This is a genomic window from Micromonospora fiedleri (assembly GCF_016774385.1).
In the GTDB taxonomy this organism is placed as follows: Bacteria; Actinomycetota; Actinomycetes; order Mycobacteriales; family Micromonosporaceae; genus Micromonospora; species Micromonospora gifhornensis.
Genome location: NZ_JAETXL010000001.1, coordinates 341179 through 358781, shown reverse-complemented (window position 1 = coordinate 358781; position 17603 = coordinate 341179). Strand labels below are relative to the sequence as shown.

The 17603-nt window shown below is 69.3% G+C and carries 13 protein-coding genes and 1 pseudogene; 10 read left to right on the top strand and 4 right to left on the bottom strand.

The features are described 5' to 3' along the window. The first annotated feature begins 2 nt into the window (after window positions 1-2). Both rlmN and JMF97_RS01635 read left to right on the top strand, forming a co-directional pair. Window positions 3-1154: a dual-specificity RNA methyltransferase RlmN gene (gene rlmN / locus JMF97_RS01640; protein ID WP_203219896.1), complete on the top strand. Its 1152-nt coding sequence runs from the start codon at window positions 3-5 to the stop codon at window positions 1152-1154. Between the two features lie 31 nt (window positions 1155-1185). Then, entirely contained in the window at window positions 1186-2352 is a 1167-nt protein-coding gene (locus tag JMF97_RS01635; protein WP_203219895.1) for a DivIVA domain-containing protein, read from the top strand. 178 nt (window positions 2353-2530) lie between these two features. Here the strand turns inward: JMF97_RS01635 and JMF97_RS01630 are convergent, their stop codons facing one another. Beyond that, window positions 2531-2752 (bottom strand): DUF2631 domain-containing protein, encoded by a 222-nt coding sequence (locus JMF97_RS01630; RefSeq protein ID WP_102658999.1) that lies wholly within the window; start codon window positions 2750-2752, stop codon window positions 2531-2533. Window positions 2753-3021: 269 nt separating this feature from the next. On the opposite strand from JMF97_RS01630, the gene JMF97_RS01625 reads away from it, so the two are divergent. After that, entirely contained in the window at window positions 3022-4596 is a 1575-nt protein-coding gene (locus JMF97_RS01625; RefSeq protein WP_203219894.1) for a Rieske 2Fe-2S domain-containing protein, read from the top strand. An 88-nt stretch (window positions 4597-4684) separates the two neighbouring features. Here the strand turns inward: JMF97_RS01625 and JMF97_RS01620 are convergent, their stop codons facing one another. From JMF97_RS01620 to JMF97_RS01610, 3 genes are all read right to left on the bottom strand, one after another. Beyond that, window positions 4685-6280, bottom strand: coding sequence for a phytoene desaturase family protein (locus JMF97_RS01620; protein ID WP_203219893.1), 1596 nt, complete (start codon window positions 6278-6280; stop codon window positions 4685-4687). A 93-nt stretch (window positions 6281-6373) separates the two neighbouring features. Then, window positions 6374-6859 carry an aromatic ring-opening dioxygenase LigA gene (locus JMF97_RS01615; protein WP_203219892.1) on the bottom strand — a complete coding sequence of 162 codons (486 nt, stop codon included), beginning with the start codon at window positions 6857-6859 and terminating at the stop codon, window positions 6374-6376. A 142-nt stretch (window positions 6860-7001) separates the two neighbouring features. Then, window positions 7002-7850: a YhjD/YihY/BrkB family envelope integrity protein gene (locus JMF97_RS01610; RefSeq protein WP_203220283.1), complete on the bottom strand. Its 849-nt coding sequence runs from the start codon at window positions 7848-7850 to the stop codon at window positions 7002-7004. Window positions 7851-7968: 118 nt separating this feature from the next. Here JMF97_RS01610 and JMF97_RS01605 point away from each other — a divergent pair, with 118 nt between their 5' ends. The 7 genes and pseudogenes from JMF97_RS01605 to JMF97_RS01575 all read left to right on the top strand — a co-directional run bounded on the left by JMF97_RS01605 (window position 7969) and on the right by JMF97_RS01575 (window position 17515). Further along, window positions 7969-8511, top strand: coding sequence for a GNAT family N-acetyltransferase (locus tag JMF97_RS01605; protein ID WP_203219891.1), 543 nt, complete (start codon window positions 7969-7971; stop codon window positions 8509-8511). A gap of 130 nt (window positions 8512-8641) precedes the next feature. Beyond that, window positions 8642-11206: a M14 family metallopeptidase gene (locus JMF97_RS01600; RefSeq protein ID WP_203219890.1), complete on the top strand. Its 2565-nt coding sequence runs from the start codon at window positions 8642-8644 to the stop codon at window positions 11204-11206. A 159-nt stretch (window positions 11207-11365) separates the two neighbouring features. Beyond that, window positions 11366-11914, top strand: a complete 549-nt coding sequence (locus JMF97_RS01595; RefSeq protein ID WP_203219889.1) for a GNAT family N-acetyltransferase — start codon at window positions 11366-11368, stop codon at window positions 11912-11914. Window positions 11915-11958: 44 nt separating this feature from the next. Further along, complete coding sequence (locus JMF97_RS01590; protein ID WP_203219888.1) at window positions 11959-12624, top strand: endonuclease V; 666 nt, start codon at window positions 11959-11961, stop codon at window positions 12622-12624. 94 nt (window positions 12625-12718) lie between these two features. Next, window positions 12719-15538: pseudogene (locus JMF97_RS01585) on the top strand (ricin-type beta-trefoil lectin domain protein); the annotation flags it as partial. Between the two features lie 396 nt (window positions 15539-15934). Further along, window positions 15935-16327 (top strand): hypothetical protein, encoded by a 393-nt coding sequence (locus JMF97_RS01580; protein WP_203219886.1) that lies wholly within the window; start codon window positions 15935-15937, stop codon window positions 16325-16327. 516 nt (window positions 16328-16843) lie between these two features. Beyond that, window positions 16844-17515, top strand: a complete 672-nt coding sequence (locus JMF97_RS01575) for a Uma2 family endonuclease (protein WP_203219885.1) — start codon at window positions 16844-16846, stop codon at window positions 17513-17515. Window positions 17516-17603: the final 88 nt, after the last annotated feature.

Here is a 17603-nt window from a genome sequence, read left to right as displayed (position 1 = left end):
CCATGACGAGCCTGCCACTGATCCCGGTCGACCCGGACGCGCCTGGCGCGCGCCGGGCGTCGATGCCACCGCAACATCTCGCCGACCTTGACCTGGCCGGCCGGAAAGCCCTGGTCACCGGTCTGGGTGAACCGGCGTTCCGGGCCCGGCAGATCTCCACCCACTACTTCGGCCGGCTGGTGCGCGACCCGGCGCAGATGACCGACCTGCCGGCGGCCTCCCGGGCACGGCTGGCCGACCAGCTGCTGCCCCGGCTGCTCAACCCGGTCCGCGAGCTGGCCTGCGACGACGGGGCGACCCGCAAGGCGCTCTGGCGGCTGCACGACGGGGCGCTGGTGGAGAGCGTGCTGATGGGCTACCCCGATCGGGTGACCGTCTGCATCTCCAGCCAGGCCGGCTGCGGCATGGCCTGCCCGTTCTGCGCCACCGGCCAGGCCGGTCTGACCCGGAACCTCTCCACCGCCGAGATCGTCGACCAGGCGGTCTACCTGGCGGGTGTGGCCGCCTCCGGCGCGGTGGTGGGGTCACCGGCGCGGTTGTCGCACGTGGTCTTCATGGGCATGGGTGAGCCGCTGGCGAACTACAACCGGGTGGTGGCCGCGATCCGTCGGCTGGTCGCGCCGGCGCCCGAGGGCCTCGGGCTGTCGCAGCGGCACATCACCGTTTCCACGGTCGGCCTGGTGCCGGCCATCCACCGACTGGCCAGCGAAGACCTCTCGGTGACTCTTGCGTTGTCGCTGCATGCCCCCGATGATGAGCTGCGCGACGAACTTGTGCCGGTCAACCAGCGCTGGAAGGTGTCCGAGGTGCTGGACGCCGCCTGGGCGTACGCGGCTCGCACGGGGCGTCGTGTGTCGATCGAGTACGCGATGATCAAGGACGTGAACGACCAGCCGTGGCGAGCCGATCTGCTCGGGCGGCTGCTGGCCGGCAAGCTGGCCCACGTGAACTTGATTCCACTCAATCCGACTCCGGGCAGCCGATGGGACGCCAGCCCGAAGCCGGTGGAGCGGGAGTTCGTCCGGCGGTTGCGCGACGCCGGGGTGTCCACCACCGTACGGGACACCCGAGGTCGCGAGATCGACGGGGCATGTGGGCAGCTGGCCGCCGCGGAGGACATGGGCACCGACCCGGCTGGAAACCTGTCGGCATGACCGGGCGTGGCGAACGAGACCAGGAGACATAGTGGCGAGTCAGGGTCAGCGTTTCCGGCGTAAGGCGCTCCGCCGGGGATACAAGGTTGACGAGGTGGACGCCTTCCTGGACCGGGTCGAGGCGACCCTCGCCGGCCAGCCGGTGGGTGCCCCGGTGGCCTCGCAGGAGGTCCACGACGTCGTCTTCCGGGTTCGCTTCAACGGCTACGACGAGTGGCAGGTCGACCTGCATCTCGACCGGGTCGAGCGGCAGCTGGCCGAGTTGGAGGAGCGGGGTCAGACCCGCGCCGGTGGCGAGACCCGGATGGGCCCGGCGGAGCGGATGGGTCCGCCCATGCGCGAGGACCGGGGCATGTCGGCGGCGCCGCAGCCGCCGATGCCGCCCCGGCCGATGCCGGCGCAGGCCGGCCCGTACGGCCGCTACGACGAGCCCACCGGCGCCTTCGCCGGCGGCTACGACGCACCTCGCGGCGGGTACGACGCACCCCGCGGCCCTGGCGGCCCGATGGGGCCGGGCGCACCGATGGGCCCCCCGGGCGGCCCGATGGGTCATGGCGCCCCGCCGCGTGGCCTGCCCGCCGGGCCGGGCGGCTACGGCCCTCCGGACGGCCCCGGTGGCTATGGCCCGCCGGACGGTCCTGGCGGTTACGGTCCGCCGGACGGTCCGGGTGGCTACGGTCCGCCGGACGGCCCGGGCGGTTACGGTCCCCCCGATGGTCCTGGTGGGTACGGTCCACCGGACGAGCCGCGTTTCGACGGCTTCGAGGCGGGTCGACGCGCCCGTACCGACATGACTGCGGAGATCCGCATGCCGGATCGTGACCCGCGTCGTGGCCCGGCAGGACCGCCCGCGGTGCCGCAGCAGGCACTCGGTGGTCCGTCGATGGCGGGTCCGCCGCCGATGGCCGGACCCTCGATGGGTGGCCCGCCGATGGCCGGCCCGCCCGGCAGCGACCTCTACCGGGTGGACCAGATCCGGCGCAGTTTCCAGGTGCGTCGGTTCGGCAGCGGGTACGACCCCGACCAGGTCGACCGGTTCTTCGACAGCCTGCTCGGCGGGATGGCCGGGCGTAACCCGATGCCGGTGAACCCGAAGGACCTGGACACGCTGCGCTTCGGCCTGGTGCAGGGCGGCTACTTCGAGGCGGAGGTCGACGCCGCGTTGAAGAACGTGCAGGACATCCTCTTCGGCCGCTGACCGGCGACGACGAATCGGGCCCGCCCTCCGCTGTCGGAGGCGGGCCCTACTCGTGTCTGCCAGACGTGAATGGCCCCGGTGGTCATGCCGTGCGGCCCCGCGTCAGCACCCCCGCGCCGGTCGCGGCTGCCGGGGGTGTCCAAGCCTCGGGGGGCGCGGCGTCAGGACCGCTGCGGGGTCAGGAACGCAGACCGTTGCGGCGCAGTACGACGTCGCCGACCACGATGAGCAGCAGGAGCGCGGCCAGACCGACCAGCCACAGGTCCTCGACCCTGCCCTCGTGGTTGCCGCAGAGCATCGCCAGCAGCGCGAGTGCGGTGAGGATCGCGCCGATCCGCCCGGACTTGCGGTGCCCAGGCTTGTGCTGGTCTGGCGACGTTACCGGCTCGCTTCCTGCCACTGGTCGGTCCTTCCCTCGCGATCGGATCTCCGGTTAGTCTGGCACGCCCGCTGACGGCCCTGGCGCAGGGTCCGGCCGATCGAGAAAAGATCACCCGGGACTGACCGGCGTGACGCGCCGAACGGGCCGGTCCGAAGGCGAGCGCCCGGGCCGAAGGGCCCGTCATCCCCGGGCCGGAGGGGACTACCGGTGTCGAGGGACGGCGAGCACGCTACCTCCGGTAGCGTTTCGGCGTACGCCTTGATTTGTCTTCTTGAGGGGGAACTGCGGTGCGAGTGACCGGTACCGGGCACGCGAGCATGCGGATCGACACGGGCGCGGGCAGCATCCTGTGCGACCCGTGGGTCAACCCGGCCTACTTCGCCTCCTGGTTCCCGTTCCCCGACAACTCCCTGCTCGACTGGGAGACCCTCGGCGACGTCGACTACCTGTACGTCTCCCACCTGCACCGGGACCACTTCGACGCGGCGCACCTGAAGCGGTACGTGTCGAAGAAGGCCACCGTGCTGCTGCCCGAGTTCCCCACCTCCGAGATGGAGGACGAGTTCCGTGCGCTGGGCTTCACGAAGTTCCTGAAGACCCGCAACGAGGAGGTCGTGGAGCTCGACGGCGGCCTGAAGATCATGATCCAGGCGTTGACCAGCCCCACCGACGGCCCGATCGGTGACTCGTCGCTGTGGGTGGAGTACGACGGGGTGCGGCTGCTCAACCAGAACGACGCCCGCCCCACCGACCTGAGTACCTTCGCCGAGCTGGGCCACGTGCACGCGCACATGCTCCAGTTCTCCGGGGCGATCTGGTACCCGATGGTCTACGAGCTGCCGCAGTCGGCGAAGACCGCGTTCGGCAAGCAGAAGCGGGACCGGCAGTTCGACCGCACCTGGCGCTACATCGACGACCTGAAGGCCGACCACGTCTTCCCGATCGCCGGGCCGCCGTGCTTCCTCGACGACGAGTTGTGGCAGTTCAACGACATCTTCGGCGATGAGGGGAACATCTTCCCCGACCAGTCGGTCTTCCTGAGCGAGTACGCCAAGGTCGGCGGCACCAACGGCATCGTGCTGCTGCCCGGCAGCGTCTCCGAGATCACCGCCTCCGGGGCGAGCACGACCCACCCGGTGCCGGTGGAGGAGTTCTTCGCCAACAAGGTGGCCCACCTGGAGGAGATGCGCGAGCGCAAGCGCCCGATCATCGAGGCGGAGAAGGCGTCCTGGCGGCACCCCGAGATCGACGTGCTCAAGGAGCTGAAGCAGCGCATCGAGCCGCTGCTCGACGAGTCGATCTACCTGGCCAAGGGGGTGGGCGGCCCGGTCCGCTTCGACCTGGTCGGCTACGACGGCGAGAGCATCGAGTCCATCGTGGTGGACTTCCCGGGCAAGCAGGTGCGGCCGTACGCCGACGAGAAGGTGCGCTACCGGTTCCGTACCGAGCGGGCGCTCGTCGAGCACCTGCTGCACATCGGCGAGGTGGACTGGGTCAACTCCCTCTTCCTGTCCTGCCGGTTCTCCGCCGCCCGCATCGGCCAGTACAACGAATTCGTGTACGCCTTCTTCAAGTGCCTGTCCACCGAGCGCCTCCAGTACGCCGAGGGCTGGTACGACGAGCACGAGCGGGCCGTCGACGCCGAGGACATCACTCTCGGCGACTGGGTGGTGCAGCGCCGCTGCCCGCACCTGAAGGCGGACCTGAGCCGCTTCGGCATCGTCGACGGCGACCAGCTGACCTGCCAGCTGCATGGCTGGCGCTTCGACCTGCCCAGCGGCCGCTGCCTGACCAGCGTCGGGCACAAGGTCCGCGCACACCGGGTCGGCGAGGAGACCGAGGTCGCCCAACCGACGAGTTAGGCCGCCTGCCTGAGGTGTTAAGAAGGGGCCCCTTCACTACGCGAGACGTTAATAAGGTGCCCTTCCTTACACTTCGTACCGTGCGCGCTCAGCGGCCGAGGTCGGCGAGGATGCGTTGGGCGGCGTTGTGTCCGGCGGCGCCGATCACGCTGCCCGCCGGGTGGCAGCCGGCGCTGCCCGCGTACAGCCCGTCGACCCCGGTGGCGTACGGCATCCGGTCGGCGAACGAGACGGTGTTGTCGACGTGGTGGATGTGCCCGCCGGTGATGCCGAAGTGGGCCTCGATACCGGGCGGGGGCAGCGGCACCGCGTCGGCGATCAGGTCACCGGTGCCGGGGGCGTACCGCTCGCAGATGGCCACCAGCCGGTCGACGTAGCCGGGCAGCGCCGCCTCCCAGGTGGTGCCGGCCAACTCGTACGGCACCGACTGGACGAACAACGCCGACGAGTGGTGCCCGGCCGGGTCGGCCAGCGACGGGTCGACGGTGGTGTGCAGGTACCACTCGATGGTGGGCTCCGCCGGCAGCCGTCCGGCCTGCACATCGGCCCACATCGCCCGCAGCGCCGCCATCGGGGACTCGCCGCCTCCTGCGGTCAGTGACGCCGAGCCGGGCAGCAGGTGGATAGTGGAACCGAACGGGCTCGGGGCCTCCGGTGGCAGGCAGGAGAACCGGGGCAGGCCGCGCAGGGCCAGGTTGAGCTTGAGGGTGGTGCCGGTGCGCCGGACCGCCGCCATCCGTTCGGTGAGCGCGGTCGGCAGCGCCCCGTCAGGCACCAGCTCCATCAGCCGGTACGGGTCGCAGGCGCCGAGCACCACCTCGGCGGCGATCTCACGGCCGTCGGCGAGCACCACCCCGCTGACGGCACCGGAGTCCAGGGTGATCGCGCTGACCGGGGTGCCGGTGACGATCCGGGCGCCGGCGGCGCGGGCCGCGTCGGCGAAGGTGCCCGAGACGGTGCCCATGCCGCCCTCGACGATCATCCAGGTGCCGCCGGCACCGGGCAGCCGGCACATGTTGTGCACCAGGAAGTTGTGGCCGGTGCCGGGGTCGTCCGGCCCGGCGTTGAGCCCGGACAGGCCGTCGGTGACCGCGTACATGCTGACCAGCAGTTCGGAGCGGAACTCGAAGCGGGCCAGGTAGTCGGCGACCGAACCACGCACCAGGTCGACGAAGACCTGTTGGAGCGCGGGTCGAAGGTAGCGCTGTGCCGTCTCCTCGACGGTGAGCGGCTCGGCCAGCCAGGCCGGCGCGAGATCGGCCCGCATCGCGGCCAGTTCGGCCTGCAGCGCGTCGTCGGCGGCCACGTCGGCGGGGGAGAAGAACTCGGCCAACTGCGCGCGGGTGGCCGCGGTGTCGGTGCCGAACAGCAGGTACGGCGACCCGACCCCACCCGGGGTGGGCAGGAAGTAGTGCGGATCGCGCCGCAGCACCGGGATCCGCACGTCGAGCGCGGCGAGCAGTTCCGGCGGCATCAACCCGAGCAGGTACGACCCGGTGGAGTGCCGCAGCGCCGGCACCTCGGGAAAGGGGTTCTCGGTACGGGTGGCCCCACCGATCACCTCGGCGCTCTCCACCACCAGCACGTCCAACCCCGCCCGCGCCAACAGGATCGCGGAGACCAACCCGTTGTGCCCCGCCCCCACCACCACCACGTCGGCCCTGCCCGGCAGCTCACCCGTCATCCCCGCACCCTAACCCGCGGCCTGCTCGATTCGTCCGCACCCGGATGGGCCGGCCACCGACGCCCGAAGGGCTCGTGGCCGGCCGCCGGTGGCTCAGGAGGCGTTCGACGGCGCCGGCGTGACGGCGTCGAGTTGACGGGAGACAGCCAACAGGGCGTAGCCGATCAGCGCGAGCACCACCCCGAGCCCCATCGCCAGGGCGGCGACGCCGAAGGAGACCACCGAGGTGAACAGGGACGAGCGCAGGAACGAACCTGTCATCACCACCTGCCGGTTGGGGTCCTCCCGGTCGAGTTCGGCATAGGTCTTGCCGCCGCTGGCCTCCAGCGCGTGCTTCTCGATGACTTCCGCCTCCGCGTACGCGGTGAACGGCCCCTTGATCGGCTTGCCGGCGAAGCTGTCGGCGTCGTCGGAGACGGTGATGCGTTCGTCGGCGAGCTGGCTCTGCACGACGAACCACGTGGTGGCTCCGGCAGCCAGCATGACCAGCCCGGCGATGATCACCAGGATGGACAGCAGTCGTACGGTCGAGCCGAGCGGCCTGCGGGCCGCCGTGGTGGGTGCAGACGTGTCCGTCATCTGGTTACTCCTCCTGATAGTTGAAAGGTGTAGGTTCCTGGCACGGAATGACCTTGTCGCTCCGTGCGGGTCAGTATCGACCGGTCGGGATCGCGGCGCATCCAGGCGGGCGGACGGCAGTGCGAGATGCCGTCGCGTTCGGCTAGGAGGTGACCGGTGCGGTGCGCCGCCTGCGGTCACGCCATCCGGACAGGGCGAGGGTGGCGGAGTAGCCGGCCAGGACGATGACGTGGAAGACGTAGAGCCAGAGGAGGATGGCGACGGCGGCGCCTACCTCGTCGAGGCCGCCGAAGGGGACACCCAGGTCCAGCGGGAGCGAGGCGAACAGCACGAAGCCGTGCAGGAAACCGGAGAGGTTCGCCGCGGTGAACGAACCCACCAGCAGGGCCGACAACCAGTCCGGCGATGCGCGACCGACCACCCGGAACACCCACAGCAGCACCGGGGTGAGCACCAGCCACACCGCCAGGAAGGAGAGCACCACACCGAGCGCGCCGGCCCAGCCGCCCCGGCGGACCAGGCCGGTGGTGGTCGGCAGCGCCAGCAGGATGGCCAGCAGCAGCGCCGGTGCCGGCGCGAGCAGCGGCAGCAGCAACAGCCGACCCCGCCAGCCGATCAGATGCTCGTTGGAGCGGGGCGCGGCCACCGAGACGAACGCCCGGCGCAGCCCTTCGCCGTACAGCGACGCGGGCAGCACGGCGGCCAGCGCGAGCCACGGCGTCAGACCCACCCCGGCCTCGACCAGGGCGGCCACCGCGTGTGGCGCGCCGATCGCGTCGGGCAGCGCCTCCACGGCGTACGAGGTGAGCCGCCGCACCCGGTCGGCGCCCGCCACCAGCGTGGTCAGCCAGATCGCCAGCAGAGCCACCGGCACCACGGCGATCGCACCGTAAAACGTGATCGCGGCGGCGTGCAGCGACAGATCCCGTCCGCGTACCGGCCGGAAGGCGGCCCGGGTGATCCGCTTCGTCCGCCGCCATGCCTCGCCCATCACGCCCCTGTTCCCCGTACCGACTCCGCTCACGCCTGGGCTGCGCCGGCAGGGGTGGCGGGCGGCTTGCCCGCACGGTCACGTCGAGGGGTTCGCGGCGACGTTAGGATCGCCAGCCATGACCGTAGCCAGCACCGACCGTCTCGTGCTGCGAGAGTGGACCGACTCGCCGGACGACCTCGCCCGGATCTTCGACATCTACTCCCGCGAGGACGTGATGCGTTGGCTCGGCGGGGGAGCGGGACGGCTGCTCGAACCCGACCAGGCCGCCGAGCGGCTCGCCACCTGGCGGCAGCGGTACGCCCCGTACGACGGGCGGTACGGCCTCTGGGCGATCGAGGTCCGCGACACCCGGACGGTGGCCGGCAGCGTACTGCTCAAGCCGTTGCCCGGCGCCGACGGCCACACCCCGACCGACGACATCGAGGTGGGCTGGCATCTGCACCCCGACTCCTGGGGCCACGGCTACGCCACCGAGGCGGCCCGGGCGGTGCTGGCCCGCGAGTTCGCCGCCGGCAACCGTCAGGTGTACGCGGTGGTGATGCCGGGCAACGAGCGGTCGATGGCGGTCTGTCGGCGGCTCGGCATGTCCGGTCTGGGCCGACGCACCGACTGGTACGGCGGCACCGAAGTGGAGACGTTCGTCCTGACCGACGCATAGGTCAGCGGGAGCGCTTCCGCCGCTTCCGCTATCGACTTGCGGTGTCTTCGCTGGTAGAACAGCCATTCAACGGCGCTGGCGATCAAGAGTCGCCCACCTTGCGCCCCACTCCTCGAAGCGAGGTATCCGAGTGGCTGTACGACGACCACTGATAGCCCTGATCGCTGCGGCGCTCCTGTTCGGACCGGCGTCCGCCGCCGTGGCGGCACCCCCCGACCCGGCGGAGCGCGGCCCGGCCGCCGCCTCGCCGCGCGGCCAGTCCGACACCGAGCTGCCCTTCGGCGTCGGCCCCGGCCAGCGTGGACGCTCCGCCGACGCCCCCGGACGGCAGTCCAGCCAGCCGGCCGCGACGGCCAAACTGCCGGGCAAACCCCGCAACGATGTCATCGCCGACGTGCCGGTGGAGCTGACCGACGCGTCGATCCCGCTCAACCTCATCCCGTACCACGACATCCCGGCGGCCCTGCGTAACCTGCAGCGCAGCAACCGGATCAGCGTGGAGGTGATCGGCCAGTCCGTGCTCGGCCGGGACCTACACCTGGTGGTGGCCACCGCACCGATGAGCGACGCCCAGTGGAAGACCTGGCAGCAGCTGTCGGACCTGCGGATCAACGACCCGCACGCGGCCCAGGCCAAGCTGGCCGCCGGCGCGTACGCCAACTGGCGCACCCCGCTGTTCGTCAACAACAACATCCACGGCAACGAGTGGGAAGGCACCGACGCCAGCCTTCAGATCCTTCAGGACCTGGCCTTCTCCACCGACCCGGCCATCGTGGACATGCTCAACAAGCACGTCTTCGCCTTCGTGGTCACCAACAACCCGGACGGCCGGGTCGCCGCGACCCGGGCCAACGCCAACGGCTTCGACATGAACCGTGACTACATCACGGCCTCGCAGCCGGAGGTCCGCGCGGTGCGGGCCCAGCTGGTCCGCTACAGCCCGCTGACCATGTTGGACATTCACGGATACGTCAACTGCACGCTTATCGAGCCGACCACCGGCCCGCACGGGGACAACTACGAGTACGACCTGTACATCAAGCACGCGCTGCGCAACGCCCTGTCCATGGAGCGGGCCGTGCTCGCCACCGGCGAGACCCGCGCCAGCTGCACCAACTCCGACGGCACCCGGCGTAACGACATCCCGTTCCGGGACCGGACCCAGGGCTGGGACGACTGGCCGCCGATCTTCACCCCGATGTACGCGATGTACCACGGCGCCATCGGCCACACCATCGAGGTGCCGCTCAACCCGCGCGGCAACCTGACCGTCGCCGAGCGCCACGAGCGCACCCGGATCAACACCGCCGTCGCCGCCGCCACCATCCGGGGCAACTTCGAGTACGCCACCCAGAACCGCGAGGCGCTGCTGGCCAACCAGCTGGAGTGGTTCCGCCGTGGCGTCGACGGTGAGTCGACCCGGCCGATCGACGACCCGCTGGCCATCTCGCTGGCCCGCGGCGACAACGTCAAGACGCACCTGCAGGACTTCGCCCGCGCGTACGTCATCCCGGCCGGTAAGGACCAGCGCAGCGCCACCGCGGCGGCCCGGCTGGTGCAGTTCATGCTCGACAACGACCTTGAGGTGCAGCGCGCCTGGCGGCCCTTCAAGCTGGGCGGCACCCACTACGAGGCCGGCACCTACGTCGTCGACATGCGTCAGGCCAAGCGGGGCCTGGCCAGCACCCTGCTCGGGGTCGGGCGGGACGTGACCAACGACTTCAACGCGATGTACGACATCTCGGCCTGGAGCCACGGCCACCTGTGGGGCGCCACCGTGCAGCAGGTGAACGGCAACGTCAAGCTGGACGACAAGGCGCTGCGCCCGGTGACCGAGGCCCACGCCACCGGTTCCGTGCCGCCGGGCAAGCAGTCCCACTACGGGCTGGTCGTCGACTCCGTGGCCGGCATCCAGGCCGTCAACAAGCTGCTCAACGACGGGGTACGGCTGTCCCGGACCGCCGACGGCACCTTCGTGGTGCCCGGTGACCTGACCGTCGTCCGCCAGGTCGCCGAGGCGTACGGGGTGGAGTTCATCCGGATGACCCCGCCGCAGGTCCGCAACACCACCCCGGTGTCGAAGACCCGCCTCGGTGTCGCCGCCAACGGTGGTGAGATCTTCGCCCTCCAGCAGATGGGCTTCCAGCCGATCTCGGTGACGCATACCGCGTTCAACAACGGCACCCTGTCCTTCGCCGACTTCGACGCGTTCTTCGTCTCGACGACGGCGTTCAACCCGTTGAGCCTCAACGCCACCCAGGCCGCCGCCTTCAACCAGTGGCTGGCCGACGGCGGCACCATCGTCGGGCGTGGGTCCAGCGGCAAGCAGTTCAACGACCGCGCCGGTCTGCTCGACGTGACCATCGCGGCGGGACGCAGTGACGCCAACGGCATCGTCAAGGTGGTCAACGACCCGGCTTCGCCGATCACCGGTAACGCGCTGCCGACCGCGTTCGTCGACGCACCGCAGTACTTCACCCGCGTCGGTGACGGCGTCCGCGTCGACCAGCGCCTGGCCGCCGAGGGCTTCTTCCTCGCCGGGCACTGGGGTGGCCAGGAGGCCGCCGCCGGTCACGCGGTCGTGGTCAGTGGCGTGGCGAAGGGGGCGAACGTGACCCTGTTCGGCACCGAGCCGCTGTTCCGGGCTCACCCCGAGGGCCTGTACCCGCAGGTCGCCGCCGCCCTGTGGTGGTGAACTGACCAGCTCGGGTGATCGTTGCCCCGGCCGGTGCGCGATGCATCGGCCGGGGCATTTCATGCTCGACAGCTGACCGGGTGCTGAGGTCCGCCTGGATCGCCCGTCGTGTTCCGAATGGTGTTGCGGCCAGGTCGGCGACAATTATGATCATGGTTCATGACGATCGTGACCACCGAGCGGCTCCTCGTGCGGGACTGGACCGATCGGCCGGCGGACCTGGCCCGGCTGTTCGAGATCTACTCCCGGCCGGAGATCGCACAGTGGCTCGGCGCCGCATCGCGGTTCCCGTTGACGGACCCGGCCCAGGCGGTCGAGGTGCTGGCGAGGTGGCACCGGCGACACGCGGCGTACGGCGAGCGGTACGGCCTCTGGGCGGTCGAGGTGCGCGAGACCGGCGTGGTGGTCGGCACGGTGATGATCAAGCCGTTGCCGGGGCGTGACGAGCAGGTGCTCACCGATGACATCGAGGTGGGCTGGCACCTGCACCCGCAAGCCTGGGGCAACGGATACGCCACCGAAGCCGCACGCGCCTGTATGGACCGGGAGTTCGCCACCGGTACACCGCTGATCCACGCGGTGGTCGCCCCGGGCAACACCGCGTCGATGGCGGTGGCCCGTCGGCTCGGCATGACACCCGTCGGTCGCCGCAGCGACTGGTACGGCGGCGAGGAACTGGAAACCTTCGTCCTGGCCCGCCCGACGTGACCCGACCACCCGACCCCGGTGAGCCGGTCGCGGCTCCTGCGTCGATGGCTTCTGGCCCGGTGTCGGAGGCCGAGCGCATCCAGGAACAGTTGCGGCAGCGTCTCGACCTGCCCGAACACCTGACCACCACGCCACGACTCGTGGCCGGCGTCGACGTCTCGTACGACAAATCGTCGCCGCGTGTCACGGCCGCCGCGGTGGTGTTCGACCTGGCCACCGGCGTCGAGGTGGAGTCGGCCGTCGTGCCCGGCGAGGTGACGTTTCCGTACGTCCCCGGGCTGCTGGCGTTTCGCGAGGTGCCGCTCCTGCTGACGGCGCTCGACCGGCTCGCGGCCGCTCCGGACCTCGTGGTGTGCGACGGGTACGGCATCGCCCACCCCCGACGCTTCGGGCTGGCCTGTCACCTGGGCGTGGTCACCGGGCTGCCGACCTTCGGGGTGGCGAAGACCCCCTTCGTCGCCGGGTACGACGAGCCGGGCGGAAGCCGGGGCGACTGGTCGCCGCTGCGGGCCGACGGCGAGGTGCTGGGCCGGGTGCTGCGTACGCAGACCGGCGTCAAGCCGGTGTTCGTGTCGGTGGGCCACCGCACCACCCTGGACCAGGCGACCACGCTGACCCTCGACCTGAGCCCGCGCTACCGCCTCCCGGACGTCATCCGCCGAGCCGACTTCCTCTCCGGCGAAGCCCTCCGCCGCACGCAGCCAGGTTGATCGGCGACGGCGAAGTCGCCGAGGGCCCGAGCAGTGAAGTGCTCAGGCCCTCCGCTTGTCGAGGCTCAGCCGAAGGCTCGGAATGATGTGTAGTCCGGCGACAGGACTGCTGGTCCGCTACACCGCCGACGGCTTGCCGCTCTCGGTGTCCGGCAAGGACTGGTACGGCTCGGAGACGATCTACTCGCCGTACGGGCAGGTGCTGCGGTCCACGCTCGGCGCGCACCCGTACCGGGTGTGGACCATGGCCTCGTACGACGACGCCAGCGGTGCCCTCACCCGACAGCAGATCTTCCGCGAGGTCAAGGGCAACCATCTCGTCTCGAACCGCGGCTACTGGTACGACGCCGCCGGCAACGTCACTGCGATCCGTGAATACGCCACCCCTATCGCGGAGCGGCAGTGCTTCGCCTACGACCCGCGTGGGCAGCTGCTCAACGCCTGGACGTCCCAGGACCAGGCGTCGTGCAGCGCCGGTCCGGGGACCGCGGCCGCGCCGAACGCGGCGGCGGGTGTCGACGGCACCGGCTACTGGCAGGAGTACGAGTACGACCTGCTCGGCAACCGCACCAAGCTGGTCGAGCGGGACCTGACCGGCCGGACCTCCACGGGCCCGATCGCGACGACCTACGAGTACGGCCACGGCGTGGAGGGCGGTGGCGCGCAGCCGCGCACTCTCAACGCCGTCAAAAAGTCCTACACCACACCGCAGGGCGCGGCCATCGTCTCCGAAGCGAAGCGGCTGTACGAGCTGACCGGCGAGACGAAGTCGGTCACCTCCACCCGCAACGGCGACCAGCAGGAGCTTTCCTGGACGTACGACGGTCAGGTCGAGCGGATCACCGGCTCGGGCAGCAAGGGCCGCACCGCGTACATGGGTCTGGCCGCCAAGTGCATGGACCTCAGCCAGCGCCTGGCCCAGCCCAACCAGCCGATCCAGCTCTATTCGTGCAACGGGGGTGCCTGGCAGAAGTGGGCCTTCACCCCAACCCCTGACCAGAACAACGGCAACCTCGGCACCCTCTCCGTCTACGACGACAAGTGGTGTGCCCAGCCGGCCGGCACGACGGCGGGCTCGGTGCTGCGGTTGCAGGCGTGTGACGACACCGCCGGGCAGCAGTTCGAGCGGCTGCCGTCCACGGCGCAGTTGAAACACGCCGCGTCCGGCCTGTGCCTGGCCGCGCAGGACGGCGCCTCGGCGGACAACACGCCGATCGTGCTGGTGACCTGTGCCAGCGGGTCGGCGGCGCAGCAGTGGAACCCGCAGGACGAGACCCGGCACATCTACGGCCCCGGTGGCACCCGGCTGCTGACAGTGCAGGGCCGGCAGGCCACGCTGAATCTCGGTGAGGCGCAGCTGACGGTGCACCCGGGCGGGTCGCCGATCGACGCACAGCGCACCTACTCGACGCCGGGCGGTGCGGTGCTGCGGCACGTGGCCGGCACCTCCCAGCAGCCGTTGACCGTGGTGGCCGGTGACCATCAGGGCAGCCCGTATGCCGAGGTGAACCTCTCCGGTGTGATGGAGGCCCGGATCCGTAAGCAGGACCCGTTCGGCAACGTGCGTACGGGTGCGGTCAGCGGCTACCTGCGGACCAATATGGGCTTCCTCGGCGCGGTCCGCGACGACGCTTCGGGTTTCGTGCCGTTGGGCGCCCGGCTGTACGACCCGGAGGTGGGTCGGTTCCTGTCCGTGGACCCGGTGCTGGACCTGACCGACCCGGTGCAGAACAACGGTTTCACGTACGCCCACAACAATCCGGTGACGCATTCGGATCCGTCGGGTTTGTCGGTGTCGTTGACGCCGTCGGAGATGGCGGCGGCGTTGGCGGGTGCGGGTCTGTCGACGGCAATGGTCGCCCAGGCGCAGGCCGACAGTGGCCGCTCGTTGACGTCGGTGATTCTTTCTGCGGCGTGGGATGTGTTGAAGGAGTTTATCGGGATCAACGATGCGATGAGCTGCTTCGGCGGTGACCTGTGGGGTTGCGGCAAGCTGATTCTGAACGCGATTCCACCGGGGAAGGTTCTCAAGACGCCGAAGGTGATTGGAGCGATCAACCGAACAATCGGTGCGATCATGGCGTGGCGGTCGGCGAAGCGGGCTGCCGAGGCGGTTTTGTCGGCAGCGCGGGCGGCCCAAACTGCGGCGTTGAACGCCAAGAAGCTGGCGATCGAGCGGGCGAAGAAGGCCGCTCAGGCGGCGGACAAGAGAGCCGCTGCCAAGGTCAACACAACGAGCAACCGCGCCGTGAACGAGTCGAAGAAGACGGGTAATCCGGTCCAGAAGGAAGCCCAGGCCAGGTCCAACCCCAAGGCGTCTTCGGCGGCGTCCACCGGCAGGGGCGGTGGGGGCGGCGGCAAGGGCGACTCGAAGCCAGGCGGCACGTCGGGTGCCTCGAAGCGCAGCAACGGTGGCACCAGCGGCAACAACGCCGGTTCGGCTGGCGGTGAGTCGTGTCCGATCTCCAACAGCTTCGTGCCGGGCACCAAGATCCTCATGGCGGACGGCTCAACCAAGCCGATCGAGGACGTGAAGCCTGGTGACGAGGTTGTCGTCACCGACCCGGCGACCGGCCGTACCGACGTGGACACGGTCACCGCGACGATTACCGGTGACGGTGCCAAGCAGCTGGTGAAGGTCACCATCGACACCGACGGCGACCAGGGCACCAAAGTCTCCGAGGTCACCGCGACCGACGGTCACCCGTTCTGGGTGCCAAAGCTGGGCGAGTGGATCGACGCCACCGACCTTCAGGCCGGGCAGTGGCTGCAAACCAGCGTCGGCACGTACGTCCAGATCACCGCCATCGACCGGTGGAGCGTTCCGCGCGCCACCGTCCACAACCTCACCGTCGCCAACACCCACACGTACTATGTAGTCGCTAGGCATACCTCGCTGCTGGTGCACAACTGTCCGCCGGGCTTCTTCGGGAAATTGTTTAGTGGCAAGCCTTCGCCCGAAGACGCGATGGATGCGAGGTTCCGCAGCGAGGCGAAGCCGGTGCGCCTCGGTGACCTGCGACACGTGAAAACTCCTGACTATGGCACCCCGGCACATAAAGCGAACGACGTGCGTGACATGCATGACGATGTGCTGTTGGAGGCTATAAACGACCCAAACACAAAGGTTGCGACGATTCGGATCTACAACGGCGTTGTTGAAGAGGGGAATCATCGGATGCGTGAGACTTTAAACAGGTTGGCCAATCCGAACAATAAGAAATTCAACGAAGACACTATGGTCCGTGTGATTAATGTGGTGGATTAGTTGAGCTGGCTCAGGTGGTTACGGAGCGGTCGTGAGGATTCCGTGCGAACGCACTCGGGGTTGGTGGTCCCGGCGGCGGTGCGGGTGGTCTCCAAGCGCGAGCTATCTTGGTTGATCGATGCTGCCGAAGGTGATCAGCTGGGATGGGATGCTAATGGCCTGAAGTTGAACGAGGAGGCACTGTATCTGCTTCTACCGTATGGATATGAAGACCGGCCTGTCCGGATTTGGAAGTGCCGTGTTCTGGCCTTTGCTGACGGTCTATCGGTGGAGGTGGGGCGAGGAAAGCGGATCTCTTTGGCGCGTCTTGATATTGCCCTCGATGTTTTTACGCGGCTTCCGGTTGCGTCGCGCAAGGTTGAGCGGCAGTTGCTGCATTGGCTCGCCTGGAAAGTGGCGGCGGCGGGTTGGAAGAGCGGTTGCGCAGGTGAGTAGTTATGCCCCACAACGTTGCCATTCTTGCCGTCTAATATCTCATAGTCGGTTGCTATCGCTCATTGAGGGCCTGGCACTGGCCGTCGTGTTCGTGCGGTGGCATCGGTCGCCGTTGTTGAGTGGGGCATCGCACTAGCCTCGGTCTTTCATTTGGGTTGCCGTTCATAGCTTTTGCTCGATGAAGCCGGTTCGGGGTTCGCTGACCATTTCGTTGGCATGTTGATGGCCCGGCGCTGGGCCGGGGTCCTCCGTGCTGCTGGTCGGGGTGTGGGGTTGCTGGGTCAGCCGGTGGGTCGTGGTAGTGCGGCGAGGCGGTTGAATGCGTTGGTCAGAGTGTTGGTCCAGGGCCAGTCGGCGGTGATGGCAAGTCGGGTCCGGCGGGCGGTGCGGGTGAGGCGGGCGGCGACGTGGACGTTCTTTGCACCGGGGGCGGACAGGTTATGCGACGGGGTGCGCTGCGGGCTGCGCTGGTTAGGCTGAACTGAGCAGAATGTCACGCTGAGGGGGTGAGCCCGGATGGCCCAGGCCGCGTACGCGCCCGAGCCCACGCCGGACGCTGGTGCCGACGACCGGCCCACCGGGCCGTCGTTCGACGTGCTGCGGTGGCACGACGAGCCGTGGACCGCTCAGCTCGCCCTCGACCTGTTGCCGGAGGCCAACGGCCCCAAGGTTGAGGTCCTGAGCGGAAGCGTGATCGTGACACCCCACGCCGGATATGACCACCAGGATGCCGAGCTTGACCTCGCGTACCTGTTGAAGCAGGCTGCCCGGAAGGCCAAGCTGTGGCTCTACGCGGAGGCGAACGTCGTCTCCGGGCAGGATCTGTTCATCCCCGACCTCGTCGTGCTGCGCGTTCCCGGAGGGGGCCGCACGACCATGGACATCAGGCATGCCGTGCTGCTTGGCGAGGTCGTGTCGCCCGGCAACCGGCGTAAGGACATCATCGATCGTCCGCGCGAGTACGGTGCGGCCGGCGTACCCTTCTTCCTCCGGGTCGACCTGCGTAACCGAGTCCCCACCGTCGCACTGTTCGAGCTGACCGACGGCGAGTACCGACCGGTGGCCGCCGCTGCGGCCGGAAGCACCTTCGTGATGCGGGAGCCGTTCGAGTTCTCGGTCGATCCGGGTGACCTGCTCGGCGAGGAAGCTCCGTTGGAGGACGAAGATGCCCCGCTCGGGGAGAGCTGACGGTAGCTGCTTCGTGTTAAGAAGGCGCCCTTCCTCTACCGGAGGCGTTAATAAGGTGCCCTTCCTTCTCGCCCGGCGGGCGTACGGA